The organism is Colwellia meonggei, assembly GCF_057537295.1.
This window is the reverse complement of the sequence record NZ_BAAJLZ010000001.1, coordinates 229738-248312: the sequence shown is the minus strand read 5'-3', so window position 1 is coordinate 248312 and position 18575 is coordinate 229738. Positions and strand designations below refer to the sequence as shown.

Below are 18575 nucleotides of genomic sequence, written 5' to 3'. Positions count from 1 at the left end.
ATGGCGCGGTTCATTGTTGAATCGCAGCCAGTTCTCACTATACAATTACGCTAACTTTTCAGTAGTCACTCTGAAAAAATAACAAAAATAGAGAATCAGTTTTATGCCGGCGACTCAAAAACCAAATCGCAAACAACAAATTTTAGAATGCCTTGCACATATGTTACAAACTGGCGCAGGACAGCGGATCACCACCGCCAAACTTGCCGCTGAAGTTGGCGTGTCGGAAGCAGCACTTTATCGTCATTTTCCTTCCAAAGCGCGTATGTTCGAAGGCTTAATAGAGTTTATCGAAGAGTCTATTTTTTCACGAGTTAATCTCATTTTGACCGATCACAAAGAAGCATTAGTGCGTTGTCATCATATTTTGCACGTACTGTTGATTTTTGCCGAGCGTAACCCCGGTATGTGCCGCATTCTAGCAGGTGATGCCTTAATGGGTGAAAATGAACGTTTACGTGCCCGTGTAAATCAGTTTTTTGAAAAACTTGAATCACAATTTAAGCAGGTATTACGAGAACGTAAATTGCGTGAAGGCAAAGGGTTTACTATTTCAGAACAAGCATTAGCGAATATTTTAATGGCATTTGCTGAAGGCAAAATAAACCAATATGTACGCTCTAATTTTAGCAAAAAACCGAGCACTGATTTTAATGAACAATGGCAATTTTTAATGGCTGACAAATAGCCTGAGTTGAAAGTACCTTTGTCGACAAAAAGCCAATCAACATTGGCATCTAAAATATTTAAGGAAACAACGTGAGTAAGTTAGCACATCTAAAACCAAGTTCTTTGTGGCAAATTTTTGAAAAAATTTGCAGCATTCCACACCCTTCGAAACACGAACAAAAAATATCACTTTGGATCCAATCTTGGGCGAAAGAGCTAGGGCTGAGTGTTAAAGAAGATGCCGTTGGTAACCTGATCATTAAAAAGCCAGCAACTCAAGGTATGGAAAATAGAAAAGGCGTTATTTTGCAAGCTCACATGGATATGGTACCGCAAAAAAATTCGGATACTGAGCACGACTTTTTAGTTGACCCAATCAAACCTTATATTGTTACTGAGGCAGATGGTGATTGGGTGACCGCCGAAGGAACAACATTAGGTGCTGATAATGGCGTTGGCTTGTCTTCAGCATTAGCCGTTTTAGCCAGTGACGATATTCCACATGGTCCATTAGAAGTATTAGTAACCATTGATGAAGAAGCTGGCATGACAGGCGCTTTTGGTCTTGAAGCGGGTTGGTTAGAGGGCGATTTACTGATCAACACTGACTCTGAGCAAGAAGGCGAAGTTTACATGGGTTGTGCAGGTGGTATCGATGGCGAAGCTACATTTGCTATTAAATATGAAGATGCTCCAGCTGATGTGGAGTCTTTTAACTTATCAATTTCAGGTTTAAAAGGTGGTCATTCTGGTGTAGATATTCACACCGGTCGCGCCAATGCAAACAAACTATTAGTACGCTTTTTGCTTGACGCGAGTAATGAATTTGATTTACGTCTAACAGAATTAAATGGCGGTAGTTTACGTAATGCAATTCCACGTGAAGCCGACGCGAGCTTTGTTATTGGCGCAACACAAGTTGACGCTTTTAAAGCAAAGCTAACGGATTACTTAGCAACTATTCGTCATTCTCTAGGTTCTATTGAAACTGACATTGAGATGTTACTGATTTCGCCAGAAACCTTTGATGAGTGTTGGACTAACGACACTCAAAGCATAATTCTACGAGCGTTAAACGCTTGCCCTAACGGGGTATTACGTATGAGTGACGACATTGAAGGTATTGTTGAAACTTCATTAAACCTTGGTGTAATGCGTAGTAAAGGTAATAAATTTGTTGCCATGACTTTAATTCGTAGTTTACATGATGATGGTCGACTAGACGCGCAAACAACAGTACAGTCGGTATTTCAATTAGCCAACGCTGACATTAAGTTTTCAGGAGCTTACCCAGGCTGGAAGCCAGACACAAGTTCAGCATTAATGCAGACCGTGCGTGACACTTATCAATCGTTATTCAATAAAGTGCCTGAAATTATGGTCATTCATGCCGGACTTGAATGTGGTCTATTTAAAACCGCATACCCGCATTGGGATATGGTGTCATTCGGTCCGACAATTAAATTCCCACATTCACCTGATGAAAAAATTCAAATCGCAACAGTTGAGCAATATTGGCAGCTTTTAGTTGCAGTATTAGCGAATATTCCAGAAAAATCATAACGCATTGAAATATGCTTTTCAGCGCAGTATAACCCTTATACTGCGCTAACATTCCTACACCTTTTCTATTTAGTTACCTATAATAAAAAGGTCGACCAGATCAATGTTAGCGTAATTAGCCTAAAGTCTAATAAACAAATAACGTTAAACGTCCTAAACTAAATTTGGGGTTCTTTAAAGGAAACAATGACATGATTCAGCCAGAAAAAATTATAATAGCTGACGATCACCCATTATTTAGACAAGCGTTGTTAGGCACATTAAAATTAAAACTAACGCAAACACAATGGTTGGAAGCACAAACAATTGCAGAGCTAGAACAACAGCTTAGCGATCATAATGATAGCGACTTAGTGTTGCTAGATTTACACATTCCCGGCGCACATGGGTTTAATACACTTATTCATGTACGTAATCATTTTCCACAAATACCTGTGGTAGTGGTGTCGGCCCATGAAGATCATGAAACCATCAATAAAGCAATGGGATACGGTGCTTCTGGTTTTATTCCAAAATCAACGCCGGTGGATGACATTTACAACGCGATTCAACATGTATTGCTAGGTAATATTTGGACACCTGAAGCTTACAATGAGTCTGAGCCAACACAAGATAATAACGACATTGCTGAACGAGTTGCTAGCTTAACGCAGCAGCAATATCGAATTTTGATGATGTTCGCTCAAGGCATGCTAAATAAACAAATTGCATATGATTTAAATGTCTCAGAAGCGACAATAAAAGCGCATGCCACCGCAATATTTCGTAAATTAGATGTTCGTAATCGCACTCAAGCGGTTATTGCTATTGCACAACTTGATATAGCCGACGTGCAATTACAAGATAGCTAAATTAATCCTACAAGCTTCAGATTAAAAACTTACTCTTACAAGTATTTAGCCTGAAGTTTTTTAGTTAGCATTGAACTCATCATAGCTCTTAACGCCGCAGGTTTAACTAACTTGCGCATAAAGCCAATATCTGCCGCTAAGGTTTTTTCTTCTAAGTCACTGTCTGTCGTCGCGGTGATCAGGATAGCCGGAATATAATGACTTAATTGCTTTCGCATTTCGCTAATGAGGGCGATACCGTTAAAGTCATGATCTAGCTGATAATCAACAAGTAGTATTTCAATATCGTTTTTATGATCATTGTAAAGCAATAACGCCTGATGATAGGAGTTCGCCGCAATAACATCGCAATCCCATGCCGTTAATAATTCCACCATACCATTAAGTACTGCAGGGTCATTATCAATACACATCACAGTTACGCCTTTTAAACCAATATTACCACTGGATTTTACTTTCAGCGCTTCAGTTTGCGCTGGTGCTAGTTCAACACCGACAGTAAATTTACAACCCATGCTAACTTCTGACTGCAGCGCTAACGAATGGCCTAACAATCTGGCTAAACTTTGTGTGATATTCAAGCCCAGCCCTAAGCCAGCAGAGCCAGTACTTTGTTGGTTATCAAGCTGTGTAAATTGCTCAAAAACCATAGTTTGTTTGTCAACTGGTATCCCTGGTCCATTGTCCAGTACTTGAATTTCAACCGTTTCACCTTTAATTCTAGCCCCTAATAATACTTTACCTGGGCTAGCATAACGAAAAGCATTACCAACTAAATTCTGTAAAATGCGTCGCAGTAAATTACGGTCAGATCGCAACCACAATGAATTACAATGTACTCGAAAATCCACGTTGAGGTCGAGAGCATTAGCTGAAAACTCTTTCGCTAAATCATCAAATAATGATTTAACGGAAAATGCGCTAATATTCGGTTTAATATTGCCACTTTCAATGCGGGCAATTTCCGCTAAATCGGCTACTAAATCGTTAGCAACTTTAAGCGAATGATCAATATTATCAACCTGACGTTGCTGAGTGTCCGTTAAGTTACCTTGACTCGCCAAAGCAGAAGTAAATAATCGCGCAGCTTCTAGTGGTTGCATTAAGTCATGACTACAAGCTTTTAAATACAAACTTTTCTTAACGTGTGCTTGCTCAGCTTTTTCTCGAGCTAATGCCAAAGCTTCGTTAGTTTGTGCTAGTTTCTGAGTTCGTTCTAACACCCGTGTTTCCAAATCAACATTAGCTTCCTTTAACCCCCGCTCAGCCTGGCGATAGGTAGTAATATCTGAAAACAGCATAACGAAACCGCCACCTGGTAGCGGGTTACCTTCTATACGAATAACTCTACCGTCACTATGTTCGCGTTCTGAACTATGTGGGCTACCATTACGCAAATGCGCTAAGCGTTTATTAACTTGTTGATCAATTTTACCCACTCCGCATAGCCCTCGCTGTACATTAAAACGGATCAAGTTTCGTATCGGGCTACCTTGATAAATAAGTTCACTTGGGTAATCAAACAAATCAACATACTTTTTATTCCATGCCACTAAGTTCAAATCACTATCAACAATTGAAATTCCTTCGCTGGCATTCTCAATGGCACTTTGTAGCAGGTCTTGGCTAAATTGTTGTCGTTGACTCGACGCTTCTTCAACTAATACCGCAATTTCATCTAAAGCAATATCACGGCCATCTAAAGCTGAGGAAAGTACTAAACGAGCTGATGAAGCCCCCATCACACTGGCAAGCGTATTTTCAGTGTGCTGCAGAAGCTGCTGATTATATGCAATATTACCTAAGGTATTTTTTGCCGTTAAACGCTGAAATTGAGCAAAACTTACGCTGGCTTTTTCCTCACCTACAAAGCGAGAAACCAATAACTCTAATTCTTGGTAATTAACTTGCTTATTACGTTGAGAATTTAACGATTTAGGCGCCTGATGCTCCATAAACAATGAAGCTTGCATGCGCTCTTGCACACTTTGTCTACTTACATGAGATAGCAGCCACATCGAAATAATATTAGCTGATAAAGACAGTAAGCTGGCCATTGAGCTGGCCGGTATAAAGCCACCTTCAAAGGGATGAGCATAAAGACCAAATTGAGGAATAAAGTTTAAAAATAGCCAAGCTGAAAACCCGATAACAATACCGCCATAAATTGCTGTTAATGTTGCTCTTCGCCAATAAAATGCAGCAATTAATGCTGGTGATAATTGCGCAAACGCCCCAAAAGCAATTTGACCTAACGAGCTTAGCGTATCAGGCGAAGCCATGAGAAAAACTCCATAGCCAAGCAAAATAACAAACAGTACTAAAACTTTGCGTATGGTTAGTAAACGTAATCGAAAATCATCATAGTCAGTGTTGTTATGCTTTTTAGCGCGGTAAAGCCAAGGGAAAACAATTTCATTGCTGAGCATAGTACTCAAGGCAATAGATGAAATAATAACCATTGAACTGGCGGCAGAAATAGCGCCCAAAAATGTTAACAGGGTTAACCAAGGTTGATGCTGATACCAAGGTAAAAACAACACATAGGCATCAGAGGGGACGCTATCACCTAATAATAAATGCCCTGCTAAACCTAATGGCACAGCAAAAATAGCAAAAACAAGTAGATAAATTGGAAATAAACGTCGGCTAAGCCAAGTGTCTTTTTCGTCTTTGAGCTCAACAACCATGACTTGAAATTGACGTGGTAACGAAAGAAATGCCGCCATGGTAATAATTAACATCGCAAACATTGACATTATATTCGGAAACGTAAGTTGTTGGTCAAGTTGAATATTGGCGGAAGAGCGACGCCAGATTTCCATTGGCGAATCAAATAAAACATAAGTCACAAAAAGCCCCACTGATAAAAAAGCAAATAGCTTCACCAACGACTCAAATGCAATAGCAAGCATAACCCCAGGGTGGCGTTCAGTAACATCAATGTTGCGAATTCCAAAAACTACGGTGAAGCCTGCTAGCACAACACTAACGATAAGACCAAAATGCCAATTAGGTAAGCTTTGCTCTGCTTGCAATTGCTGAAACGAATAAACAATTGCTTTTAATTGCAGTGCGATATACGGCATTGTGCCAACCAATGCCACAATAGTAACTAAAATGGCTAAGTTGTGTGACTTACCAAAACGTGCTGCTAATAAATCAGCAATGGAGGTGAGATTTAATTTTAAACTGACACGAATTATTCGTTGTATAAAGGGCCAAGCAAAAATAAACAGTAATATCGGCCCTAAATAAATAGGTAAATGCGAGAGAAAATTACTTGATGCCTGCCCGGTAGTGCCGAGAAAGCTCCACGATGTACAGTACACCCCTAACGTTAGCGCATAAATTACCGCTTGGCTTTTACGCACTAACTTATGACGATATTTATCTCCAAGGTAGGCAATAATAAATAGTAAGCCAATATACGCAAAACTTAAGCCTGCTAATTGCCAATTTGGAAACATAAGAGCTCTCTAGTTATTATTCTCAGCGATTTTTATCACTACAATTAATGTTAAAATAGCAAGCGTATTAAACGAATGGAACTTCCTTCTATTAGACATTAGTCGTAGGAAGTTTCTTCGTAGTATTATTTGATATAGTTTATTAACGCCAACCATAACATTAAATACTGTTTCTGAAATCTACTCGCTACGTTTGCCATTAAACTGAATTACTAAACTTTCTAAGTTTTCTGCGAGTTGATTCAAGTTATCAGCATTACCAACAATATCTTCTACATTGCTCATATTCTCTTTAGAGGCATGAGTGATATCAGTCATATTATTATTAATATCATTAATGGTAAGCGCTTGTTCTTCCGTTGCAGAGGCTACTAAATGGTTTGAATCTAGGATCTGATTAGTCAGCTCTACACTCATTTTTAAAATATCTTCTGCTTTAGTAATTGATTGTGTAGTGTTTTCTGATTGCTCAATAATTTGTGCTATCTCTTTTGAAGCAATTGCTGATGTATCTTTTAAATTGTTCATTATTGTTTGAATTTCAGCCGTAGACTCAACGGTTTTACTTGCCAATGTTCTGACTTCATCTGCGACAACTGAAAATCCGCGCCCATGTTCACCTGCTCGCGCTGCTTCGATAGCAGCGTTTAATGCAAGCAAGTTGGTTTGATCGGAAATGGTTTGAATAACGCCTAATGCTCCTGCAATCGTGTCACTGTTAGTAGCTAGCGTATTAATAACGCTAGAAACATCATTTATTTTGTGACCTAGCTCTTCTACCTCTGATTTTGCAGAATGTATAACTCGACTTATCGAATCACTATTCTCTTTAATATTTCCTGCAATATCCGATGCCTGAATTGCATTTTTTGCCACGTCAGACACTGTCTCACTGATTTGGCCTAAGGCACTGGAAATATGATGTGAATGCTCATCATTATTTACTGAACTTGTAATGGTTTCCCCAGCTTTAGTTTGTAAGGCATCGGCAGTTTCTCGCAAGGCTAATGTGGTATGAGAGACCTGTGCAAATACGTCTTCAAGCTTAGCTATAAATTGGTTATAACCTAGCGCAACATTAACTAACTCTTTTTGGCCACTTTCAGGTATACGGTAAGATATATCGGCTTTACCCTGACCAAGTTGTAAAAATAATTCAGCAAGTAAGTTAATAGGTTTAGTGATTGACTTAGCAATTAATAGCGCTACAAAAATCGCAATTGTTGTTACCACTAAAGACCAAGTGATCATCTGCGCATTGGTTTCATTTAATGAAGAAAACACTTCCGCTTTGGGTACTTGTACCACCACATACCACTGTGCACTAGGGATAAAGCTCGCCGCAACCAATATGTCTTGGTTATTATCCTGTACTTCATCAAGACTGAATGCTGATTGAAGCAAAATATTACCAGCAATATCTTTTGAGTAGATGCTGTCAATAGATTGCCCAACAAGGCCCTTATCTTTATGTAACTGAATAATCCCTTTATCATCCACTAAGTAAACAAAGCCAGTTTGCTCTAGTTTAAAACTACTTAATAGGTTAACAATATCTTCAAATGATTTTGCGATACCAGCTAAACCTTTGCCATTAATTTCTTGGTAATTAACAAATAAATCTATTTTACCTGAATCAGGGTAAGCGTAAATGCTCACCGAACTATCTTTACCACTATCACGATAGGCGTAAAACCAACCGTCCACATTATCATTTTGCAATTGACGAAGGTAACCATCTTGGTTCCAATAATGTCCGGATTCACGATCAGCAAAAGAGGTTTTACTTAATTTATGGCTATTTGCAATGCCAGTTAACTTTTCTAATAACTGCTGTTCACCAATTTTCGAACGACCTTGTTCATACCAGTTTTTTATAAATGGATCTGTCGCAATTTGCTCTGCAATAATACGCATCAGAGAGATTTCTTTGTCTATTTCTCCGTTAATTTGTTTAATCGTATTTGGTAGCTCTTGTGTAAGCATTCTGTCTTCAATAATGCTTCTGGCACTCCATTGGCTCAACATACCAACTAAAGTGGCTGTTAGTAATACGAAGATAATTAATGCGAGTGTTACTTTCTGTTTAATAGACAAATTTGGCATAATTGCAATAAAGTAATTGAGATAAATAACGACTATCTTAGAGAAAATACACGACGATAGAAAGAGCAGCTAGGTTCAAAGCATACTCAATACGACAAAGCTAAATCATATCTACTTACTTTAGAGTGCTAAAGGATGTAAAAGCCATGATATTTTCATGAGCAATCAACACTAAACATATCGGGGTAATAAGTCAGGATTAATGTAATAGAATCAACTTAAAACTCAGCTACTCACTGAGTTGCATAAAGAATACTTGCAATAAACACCCTAATTGTAAGTTACCTTGGCTACTTTACAGTTTGTGTATAGAACTCAGCAATATATTGGCCACCTTTAATATTCGCAATCATCCGTAATTTATATTTTTCACCTTTTTGACTAATTTGACTTCTCAACGGTGTTTCACTGCGCCAATAATAAGGGCTATCACTCATTCCAAGAGGATAGGCTGTTGCTTGTCCTGCTTTATCAACCATAAAAAGTGTCGCACTGTCTAATGGAAAGGTAGCATTTAAAGTCGTGGTACTTTTTTCATCATAAATATTAACCTCAAAATCACCCGATTTAAGAATACATTTTTGGTTAATAACATCACAATGGCCGAACGGAACCATATTAAATATTCGCTGCTTCCCTGCTTCATTTTCTATATAAAAATCTGAAGCGATATAACCACCAATAAGAAGAAAGGGCGCTACCATTAATGCTAGTTTTGTATGACGGTTCATAAATATCCTTTTGTCAGCAAATCAAAATTTTAAGGGCTAAATGTTTAAAAAGGTTAAAGACTAAATAGTAAAGGCTCCATCAATGGAGCCTTTATCTTCAACAATCACAGAATTTTAGTGATCATGTGCTGCATTAGCACCAATTGGAATACGCATATTATCAACAAGGTCTTGAATATGCGATGGCGCTGGGCCTGTTACTTTAAGCATTGCAAAAGCAACGGCAAAGTTAACTAAAGCACCCACTGAGCCAAAGGCATTCGGTGAAATACCAAAGAACCAATTTGGACCCATATCACCTAGGAAAGATGTACCAGGAATAAACATAACGCCTTTATGTTGGAATACATACAACATAGTTACACCAATACCCGCTATCATACCTGCTACCGCGGCTTTACCTGACATTTTCTTAGAGAATATACCCATCATTAGTGCCGGGAAAATTGACGACGCTGCTAAGCCAAAGGCTAGCGCCACCGTTCCCGCGGCAAATCCAGGCGGATTCATCCCCAAATATCCGGCAAATAGTATGGCTATGGTCATGGTAACTCGACCCGCCAGCAGCTCGCTTTTCTCTGACATATCAGGCACGAACACCCCTTTCATTAAATCATGGGAAACGGATGAGGATATCGCCAATAGTAAACCGGCCGCTGTTGAAAGCGCTGCCGCTAAACCACCCGCTGCCACAAGTGCAATAACCCAGTTAGGTAAGTTTGCAATAGCAGGGTTAGCCAATACCATAATATCACGGTCAACTTTTACCATTTCATTAGTGGTTTTGTCCGCTGTGTACTGAACTTTGCCATCGCCATTTTTGTCTTCAAATTGTAAAAGACCTGTTTTTTCCCAGTCTTTAAACCATTGTGGGCGTTCAGCATATTCTAAATTTTGACCTGCCGCTGGTTCAATGGTGTTCATCAAATTGAAACGAGCCATAGCACCAACTGCTGGAGCAACTGTATAAAGTAAAGCAATGAATACTAATGCATAACCTGCAGATTGACGTGCGGCTTGTACTGATGGAACCGTGAAGAAGCGCATAATTACGTGAGGAAGACCCGCCGTACCAATCATCAGAGACATAGTGTAAGCAAACATATTCAATGTGCCACCCATGTTCGATGTAGTGTACTCTTTAAAGCCTAAATCAGTTACCACCATATCTAGCTTATCAAGCAAATAAATACCACTTCCATCAGCTAAGGTACTACCTAAACCTAATTGTGGAATAGGGTTACCCGTTAATTGTAGCGAAATAAATACTGCTGGAATTGTGTAGGCAAAAATCATCACAACATACTGTGCGATTTGTGTATAAGTAATACCTTTCATACCACCAAGTACTGCGTATACCCAAACAACTACCATGCCGATAATTAAACCTAGGTCATAATCAACCTCAAGGAAGCGAGAAAATGCTACACCAACACCTTTCATTTGCCCAATAACGTATGTAACTGAAGCAATAATCAAACAAACAACTGCAACAATACGTGCCGTTTTTGAATAATAGCGGTCTGAAATAAATTCAGGCACCGTAAACTTACCGTGTTTACGCATGTATGGAGCAAGTAGCATGGCAAGTAGCACATAACCACCCGTCCACCCCATTAGGAATACAGAGCCACCGTAACCTAAAAAGGCAATTAAACCGGCCATTGAAATAAATGACGCCGCACTCATCCAATCCGCACCAATTGCCATACCATTTTGCAATGGTGTAATGCCGCCACCGGCAACGTAAAAATCACTGGTTGAACCTGCGCGGGCCCACCAAGCTATACCGAAATAAACTGCGAAAGTTCCAAAAACGGCAATGTATGTATAAAGCTTTAACTCTTCCATCTTTAGTCCTCCGAATGGTATTTTTTATCAAGCTTGTTCATTTTGGCACCATACCAAAAAATCAAACCTAAAAATGAGTAAATTGAACCTTGTTGTGCAAACCAAAAGCCTAGTTTGTATCCACCCAGACGTATCGCATTTAACGGTTCTACAAGCAGTAGACCTAAACCAAATGAAACTACGAACCAAATGGCAAGACATATAAATATTAAGCGCAGATTTTCCTGCCAATATGTTGTATTACCTTCACCTTCCATCATTCTCTCCTAGCAATTATTCCTATCAGGCCAATTAGACCTTTTAGGCACAGCGTTTTATGATTTTTATACGCTAACTTCACCTGTTATTTAAAGAGAGGTTGACTATTAATTCGACCTGTTAGTATGACCAACGTCGGGGAAATGAATACTTAACCTACTCTGACCTACACACTAGCAACCTTTTTTCTACGCTCCTATTAAACTTTAGTCTAGGAGCTAGGCTAAACAGTTGACTTCATGTTGCTAAAGTCCCTAAATACATACAACAAACGCATTTTACTTTTAAATGAGATATGACATGGATTCGGCACTAACGGAAATCAGTGAGTTTTTACAAGCAATTCCTCCCATGGGTTTGCTACCGCCTTCTACCATAGAAAAAATCGTTAAAGAGATCAGTATTTGTTATGTTCGACGAGGTTTAGCACTACCGCCACAAGGTAGTGTTGCGAAAAACTTATACATACTACGCAAGGGCGCATTAAGCTATGTCACAGAAAATAATGAATTAATTGGCAAATATGGCGAGGGGGATATTTGTACGGTTTTTTGTATCGGTAACCAAGACGATAATGGTAATACCATTAAAGTGACTACAGACGAAGACACCTTACTTTACAGCATTAATTATGAAAAATTCGAAGAATTAGTAGCTAAATTCCCTGATGTTGTCGCCTTTTTTCAGCAAACCGCTGAGCAACGACTTAGTAAAAAAATGCTGCAAGTGAATGAAGAAGCCATTTTAAACTCTTCTTTACTGAATAGCTCAATAGCCAATTTTTATCATAGTCCTGTGGTCACGGTTACGCCTGATACAAGCATCCAGCAAGCAGCCATTTTGATGACCGAACGTGGATTTTCGTGTTTGGTTATTGCCAAGAAAGATATTCCTTTAGGTATAGTAACTGACAAAGACATTCGCCGCCGCTGTGTTGCACAAGCGCTTGATATTCAACAGCCTGTTACAACGATCATGACTGATAACATGACCACCATAGACATTAAAAACACCGCCTATGATGCGTTAATGATGATGACTCAAAAACATATTCATCACTTACCCGTAACTGCCAATAATCAACTAAAAGGTATGGTGACAGTCACCGATCTTATGAATAACGAAGGGCAAAATGCCGTTAACATCACAAGTGTCATACATAAAGCGAAATCCGTAAGCGAGTTAGCAGAAATTAGTAAAATGATCCCTAAATTGCAAATTCGTATGGCAAAGCTAGGCACTACTGCTGATCATGTCGGTAAAAGCATTAGCGCCATCACTATGGCATTTACCATACGATTAATTACCATGGCGGAAAAGTTACTTGGCCCTGCTCCCGTTCCTTACGCTTGGCTAGCCGCAGGCTCACAAGCTCGACAAGAACAATTTGCCCATTCAGATCAAGACAACGCCATCATCACCTCAAATGATTTACAGCCACAACATCAGCCTTGGTTTAAAGATCTCGCAACATTTGTTTCTGATGGCCTTGCTGCATGTGGCTTTATTTATTGCCCTGGTGAAGTGATGGCAACTAATGAAAAATGGTGCCAAACACAAGATAAATGGGCGCAATATTTTGCTCATTGGATCAATCATCCTGATCCAAAATCTCTTATGCATTGCAGTATTTTCTTCGACTTAACGACTGTTCATGGTGATAGTCTATTACTTAATACTGTGCGTGAAAAAATGCTGAAAACCACTCAACGCAGTACTTTGTTTATTGCGCATTTATCTCGAAATGCTTTGCAACTTAGACCACCATTAGGTTTTTTTCGTGACTTCGTATTGATACAAGATGGTGAAAATAAAGCAACACTAGACCTAAAGCACAATGGTATAGCACCAATAGTTGATCTTGCCCGTATTTATGCATTATCAGAAGGCGTTGCTTCCGTAAATACCATTGAACGGCTTCAACAAGCAGCCGGTACACCATCATTAACTAAAGCCTCCGCGGCAAACCTTATTGATGCGTATGAATTTTTAAGTATGCTGCGTATGGAGCATCAAGCGAATAAATTACAACTAGGTCAAAAGCCCAATAATTACCTGTCGCCAAAAGAAATTTCAAAGCTTGAGCGTGAACACTTAAAAGATGCATTTAAAGTGATTAAAACCATGCAAGATAATCGACAATCAACTTTTTAAATAGCGGAAATTTATGTTAAACAATCACCCACTTGCCAGCTGGCTAATAGGCTATGAAGCTCAGCGAAAGCGTATGCTAAAAAAGGCTCCAAAAGGCCCGCTATATAATTTCCTCAGTGTGCCTTTTCCTCAACTATTTACACCTTTTGACCAAGTGCCCATTTTAGCTGTCGACTTTGAAACTACAGGCTTAGATGCAATACAAGACAAATTACTCAGTGTGGGTTGTGTTGATCTCATTGATAATCAAATAAAGCTTGGTAGCAGCTACCATCAAATCATTAGCAGTCGGGGCAGACTGACGCCCGATAATGTCAGTATCCATCAAATTACTGATGACCAAAAAGATCAAGGTCAATCACTAGCTCAGGTTATAGAACAGTTATTACAACGACTGGCAGGAAAAGTGATGTTAGTACATTTTGCACGTATTGAACGGCAGTTTTTACGCCAAGCCTGTATCGAGTTATATGGTATGGCTCCGGTTATTCCAATGATAGATACTCTAATGGTGGCAAAAAGACGATTAGATAAAAAAGATGTCGCCTATGATCCCTCAGAATTAAGGTTATCAACACTACGTACTAAATATAACTTACCTGATCACTACGCCCATAACGCCCTTAATGATGCAATAGCTACCGCAGAACTATTACTCGCCCAAACCAATGAATGCCATGAAAACCCAGCATTAGAAAAGCTATTGCTATAGCTTCTTTTGTCAGCTTGATAAACACAAATTTGCTTTCCTTAAATAAAACATTTAGATTAACTAAAGGAATATCATAAACTTAAGAGACAAGGATAGAATTCATGTTATATCGGTGTAAGTACATAGTAGTCGTTTTTTCTCTATTGATTCTTGTCTCATGTACCTCACCAGAATATAAAAAAGCCTTGGCAGATTATGAAGCAGCTAAAACAGAGCAGAACCTTAAGCAATTGTCATTGGCATTGAAAACTCTCACTAGCATAGCCCCAGATAGGTTTCAAAGTGAGTTCATTAAGGTAGAAAAAGCACATTTACATTTACAAACAGCTGAAAATGAACTGCAACTAGGCAATAATTACGCCGCCTATATCGCAAGCCACAACTCATATCGAAGTATTCCCAATTCAGCAGCAAAAAATATACTGATAAAAACAGGAAAAGAGCTACTCCCGCTTTTAAAAGCAACACTAAGTATTGAAAAATATTTAAACATTCAAACAAAAGAACTACGGCAGAAAATTGAGCAACAAAGTAAGTTATCAATAAGCGATTGGAATTTAATTACAGTTAATAACAATATTGAACAACTCAGCATTGCCTACAATGAATTAGAAACAGCAGCCAATTTGCTACTCATATTCGATGAGGAAAATCATAACATTCCTAATTTATACAACTGGCAACGGGCATTAGCAGAACAGCAACAATTGTTGAAAAAAGTTCGACACCATTTCGCCAATGTAGCGCAATACCATAGCGCCAATTTGTTGAAAACCTTAAATGACAACCTAACTAGCGAAAGCATTAAATTACTGTCACTGGTTCGTCAAGAATTTGCAAAAGAATCGATGCAGAAAAAATTTATTCAATCTCAAGATCACTATAGCGAATTTCAAAATATTGTCGAAAATGTAGCCTTAGCCGAAAACTTAACAAACAAAGACAAGCATGCGAACTGGTATCAAAAATGGCAGAACCTAGAAAAAAGTATTCTAGAGCCTAAAGGCAATTTCAAAAATTACCCAATTGAGAGTAAAGACCGTAATAAAAAGCTTTTAACGTATTTAGATATCGAGATAATCCAATTGCCATCATTAACATCAGCATTTAACAGTGAAGTGATTTTCAACAATAATTTCAATGACATAATTGAGCTAACAGATAAACTTAAAATTGATAAAACTTTGATATTTTAATCGTTTTAAACCTACAGTTAAAAGGACTTACAATGCATCACTATATTAAAAATATTTTAGTTTTTATATTTACTTATATTTGCGCTTTGTCAATACAGGCAGCCTCTTTAGATAAAGCCCTACCACCTATTCTTGATTATTACCCTAGTTGTGATTATATCGTATTAGAGAATGCCAGCGCTAAGGACATTTCATTAACGCCAAATGGTGATAAAACGATTGCAGATTTGCTGATGAAGCTTCAAAGAAAAGCAGAATCAGCCAACGCTGATGCATTAATTTTGATAGATAAAACGGTAAAACTAAAGAAATCGTTTAAACGTACAACATCAGACGCTACCAAGCTCAGATATCATGTTCAATATACCGCAGAATTAATAAAACAATGTAAAGAAGTCAACATTTCAAAGAAAAAGTTATCTAAATATAACCATTTAGGGCACAAAATAAATCCTGAATTAAATCATAAAACGACAACAGTATTCGAGGTCGTGCAACCAACAAAGGCAATAAAAGACGTAAAAATAAATAATAATGAAGTATCAATTAACAACGGTTTGTATGGTGCACAACTTAACGACTCCTACCAAGATGTAATCGCGAAGTTAGGTATTCCTAGTACTAAAATTAACCTTGTGGAAGATGAATTGATCATCGGCTATGGACGTCGCCTTTGGCTACACTTTCAATCAAATCAACTAGTGAAAATCGAAACTAGCAATCACTTATTATCACAAACTGCATTAAATAAAATTCCTTTGCATAATGTATTTGATAATGACAATTGGAGGATTAACAACAAAGTAACGGTAAGTATGTCATTAACAGAAACCTTAAAGTTATTGAAACTCAATAAACCGCTAAACAAAAAAAACCAGCTTGTTTATTCGCAAGCAGATAAAACTTTGAAACTAAACTTCAAGCACAACACAAATTTGCATACCAATGAAAACTCTTATGAACTTGCAGGCTTCGAATTACAAGTAAATGACTATCAAGTAAGCAAAACCCTCAACACAATTAAACACAAGCAACAGCTAAAATTAATAAAACAAATGTATAAGCAACTTGAACTTAATCAAGAAGTTGATTTGCAATTATTACGCGCCCAGCTTGGTAGGCCAATGGCCGAGATAATACTGGATAGAAATTCGACGCTAGAAATATTTAATTCATTTCTCATGTTGGAAATTAAAAAATCTGATTTAAGAAAAGTGCATTTAAGCCAAGATAGTTTGCTAAGTAAGCAATTTACACATGACAATGCTTGGGCATTAGGACAATTTATTTATGGTACGCCTAGAGAGGAACTTACAAAGTATATTCCTCAAAATAGTTATGAATCAGATAATGAAGTCGAAATTCAATCAGATAATTACACATTATCCTTACTGTTCGACGATGAACATCAGGCTGCTCCTTTAAACGAAGCAGAGCTATCCATTTGGTTTTAAACAGATAGTTAATTATGCACTTATTGCCTTTATACCAACAATCACCATTTGTGTACCAATAACGGCCAGAATAAGTCCCATTAAACGGGTAACAATGCTAATACCCGCTTTACCAATAACGTTAATAATTTTAGAGCTAAATATAAAGCAGAAAAAAGTAATAAAACAAAGTAGTGCAAATACAGCTATCGTCATCAATATACCTGTCGTTTCACCTGATGATGAAAAATTCATTGCTGTTGCTATTGTTCCTGGTCCAGCAAGTAGTGGCACCGCCAGTGGAGAAATAGCGACATCGGAATCATCATGATTTTCAGCCGAATGTAGCTTTGAGCCTTGACCATTTAGCATATGATAACCAACAAGAAACACTAAAATACCACCAGTAATCCTCAGTGCTGAAATAGTAATACCAAAAAGGTGAAATATTGCTTTGCCCAATACCGAAAACAATGTGATCACACAAAAAGTAATAATAAGTGCCTTAGCAGCAATTTTAATTTGTTCACTTTTACTTTTTTCACCAACAAGGCCAGCAAATACAGCCGTGTTAGCAATTGGATTCATAATTGCGAAAAAGCCTAGAAATACAGTCACGGCTTGAGCATATAAGTCATTCATTAGCTAACCTTTTTTATTTTAATAACGCTATAAGTGAGTGTAAATATTGTCTGCTATTAACTCGAATATCAAGGCAAACATGCCTGCAGGCGTACTAAAATACCAAGAAAAATACAGATAAATAGACAAAATTACCTTGTTGGGTAGCAATCTATGAGACAATTAAGCTCGAAATCACATACTACTGGTACCAAAATGAAACTTTTAGCTCGTAACCTTTCACGCTCAACCACCGAACAAGAACTTCGCACCTTATTTTCTGAGCATGGTACGGTTAAGGAATGTACTTTAGTTTTAGATCAAGAGACTGGAAAATCAAAGGGCTTCGCCTTTGTTGAAATGCCAAATGAGACGGAAGCAAAACAAGCTTTATCTAGCTTGCATGAAACAAGAGTTGCTAAAAATAAAATTCGCGTAAAAATAGCGCAGTAATATATTCCAATCGCCTGTAAAAGAGCCAATAGAGTATGTTGGCCTTTTAGTGATTGGCTATAACTGCATATGAAGCAAAGGAAAAGCTTGTCCTTGCCCATCAAGTGCTGATCGGTCAACAATATTGAAGCCAAAATGCTGATAAAAGCCAACTGCCGCCGGGTTCTGTTCATTGACATCAACTTTTTTCGCGTGTTGGTGCTCAATAGCGTACTTTAACAGCTTACTGCCAACACCTTTTTTAAAAAACTCAGGTGCCACAAACAACATTTCAATATTTTCATCGGCAACACCGATAAAACCAATGATATTACCGTTATCGCATTCAACGATACGAAGATCAACCGCATCAAAATAGTGCTCAAGAATTAACGGTTTTAGTGACAAAATATCTGCTTCACTTAAAAACTGATGAGTCGCTCGAACAGAGGCCTCCCAAACAGTAATTAGCTCGACATAATCAGCTTTTACTGGAGTTTTAACTCTCATATTTTATCCAAAACACAT

15 protein-coding genes are annotated in these 18575 nt (G+C 38.1%); 8 read left to right on the top strand and 7 right to left on the bottom strand.

Features of this window, described 5'->3' with window-relative positions:
* The first annotated feature begins 103 nt into the window (after positions 1-103).
* From slmA to AC27E9_RS01115, 3 genes are all read left to right on the top strand, one after another.
* Positions 104-688: a nucleoid occlusion factor SlmA gene (slmA, locus tag AC27E9_RS01125; RefSeq protein WP_487126458.1), complete on the top strand. Its 585-nt coding sequence runs from the start codon at positions 104-106 to the stop codon at positions 686-688.
* A 71-nt stretch (positions 689-759) separates the two neighbouring features.
* Positions 760-2232 carry an aminoacyl-histidine dipeptidase gene (locus AC27E9_RS01120; protein ID WP_487126456.1) on the top strand — a complete coding sequence of 491 codons (1473 nt, stop codon included), beginning with the start codon at positions 760-762 and terminating at the stop codon, positions 2230-2232.
* Between the two features lie 191 nt (positions 2233-2423).
* On the top strand, positions 2424-3083 hold the full coding sequence (locus AC27E9_RS01115) for a response regulator (protein WP_487126454.1): 660 nt from the start codon (positions 2424-2426) through the stop codon (positions 3081-3083).
* 35 nt (positions 3084-3118) lie between these two features.
* On the opposite strand, the gene AC27E9_RS01110 is transcribed toward AC27E9_RS01115, so the two are convergent.
* From AC27E9_RS01110 to AC27E9_RS01090, 5 genes are all read right to left on the bottom strand, one after another.
* Positions 3119-6553: a hybrid sensor histidine kinase/response regulator gene (locus AC27E9_RS01110; protein WP_487126452.1), complete on the bottom strand. Its 3435-nt coding sequence runs from the start codon at positions 6551-6553 to the stop codon at positions 3119-3121.
* 180 nt (positions 6554-6733) lie between these two features.
* The gene (locus tag AC27E9_RS01105; RefSeq protein WP_487126450.1) at positions 6734-8659 is read right to left on the bottom strand and encodes a methyl-accepting chemotaxis protein; all 1926 of its coding nucleotides are present in this window, start codon (positions 8657-8659) and stop codon (positions 6734-6736) included.
* Positions 8660-8949: 290 nt separating this feature from the next.
* Positions 8950-9390, bottom strand: a complete 441-nt coding sequence (locus AC27E9_RS01100) for a hypothetical protein (protein WP_487126448.1) — start codon at positions 9388-9390, stop codon at positions 8950-8952.
* A 114-nt stretch (positions 9391-9504) separates the two neighbouring features.
* The gene (locus AC27E9_RS01095) at positions 9505-11241 is read right to left on the bottom strand and encodes a sodium:solute symporter family protein (RefSeq protein ID WP_487126446.1); all 1737 of its coding nucleotides are present in this window, start codon (positions 11239-11241) and stop codon (positions 9505-9507) included.
* A 2-nt stretch (positions 11242-11243) separates the two neighbouring features.
* Positions 11244-11501 (bottom strand): DUF4212 domain-containing protein, encoded by a 258-nt coding sequence (locus tag AC27E9_RS01090; RefSeq protein ID WP_487078344.1) that lies wholly within the window; start codon positions 11499-11501, stop codon positions 11244-11246.
* Positions 11502-11799: 298 nt separating this feature from the next.
* Between AC27E9_RS01090 and AC27E9_RS01085 the strand changes: the two genes are divergently transcribed.
* From AC27E9_RS01085 to AC27E9_RS01070, 4 genes are all read left to right on the top strand, one after another.
* Positions 11800-13653: a putative nucleotidyltransferase substrate binding domain-containing protein gene (locus tag AC27E9_RS01085; RefSeq protein ID WP_487126444.1), complete on the top strand. Its 1854-nt coding sequence runs from the start codon at positions 11800-11802 to the stop codon at positions 13651-13653.
* A 13-nt stretch (positions 13654-13666) separates the two neighbouring features.
* Positions 13667-14365, top strand: a complete 699-nt coding sequence (locus AC27E9_RS01080) for an exonuclease domain-containing protein (RefSeq protein ID WP_487126442.1) — start codon at positions 13667-13669, stop codon at positions 14363-14365.
* A gap of 101 nt (positions 14366-14466) precedes the next feature.
* Positions 14467-15561 carry a hypothetical protein gene (locus AC27E9_RS01075; RefSeq protein ID WP_487126440.1) on the top strand — a complete coding sequence of 365 codons (1095 nt, stop codon included), beginning with the start codon at positions 14467-14469 and terminating at the stop codon, positions 15559-15561.
* Between the two features lie 32 nt (positions 15562-15593).
* Positions 15594-17015 (top strand): hypothetical protein, encoded by a 1422-nt coding sequence (locus AC27E9_RS01070; RefSeq protein ID WP_487126438.1) that lies wholly within the window; start codon positions 15594-15596, stop codon positions 17013-17015.
* Positions 17016-17027: 12 nt separating this feature from the next.
* On the opposite strand, the gene AC27E9_RS01065 is transcribed toward AC27E9_RS01070, so the two are convergent.
* Positions 17028-17636, bottom strand: a complete 609-nt coding sequence (locus AC27E9_RS01065) for a MarC family protein (protein WP_487126436.1) — start codon at positions 17634-17636, stop codon at positions 17028-17030.
* Between the two features lie 195 nt (positions 17637-17831).
* On the opposite strand from AC27E9_RS01065, the gene AC27E9_RS01060 reads away from it, so the two are divergent.
* Entirely contained in the window at positions 17832-18068 is a 237-nt protein-coding gene (locus AC27E9_RS01060; protein ID WP_487126434.1) for an RNA recognition motif domain-containing protein, read from the top strand.
* A gap of 57 nt (positions 18069-18125) precedes the next feature.
* Here the strand turns inward: AC27E9_RS01060 and AC27E9_RS01055 are convergent, their stop codons facing one another.
* Complete coding sequence (locus AC27E9_RS01055; RefSeq protein WP_487126432.1) at positions 18126-18557, bottom strand: GNAT family N-acetyltransferase; 432 nt, start codon at positions 18555-18557, stop codon at positions 18126-18128.
* Between the last annotated feature and the right edge of the window lie 18 nt (positions 18558-18575).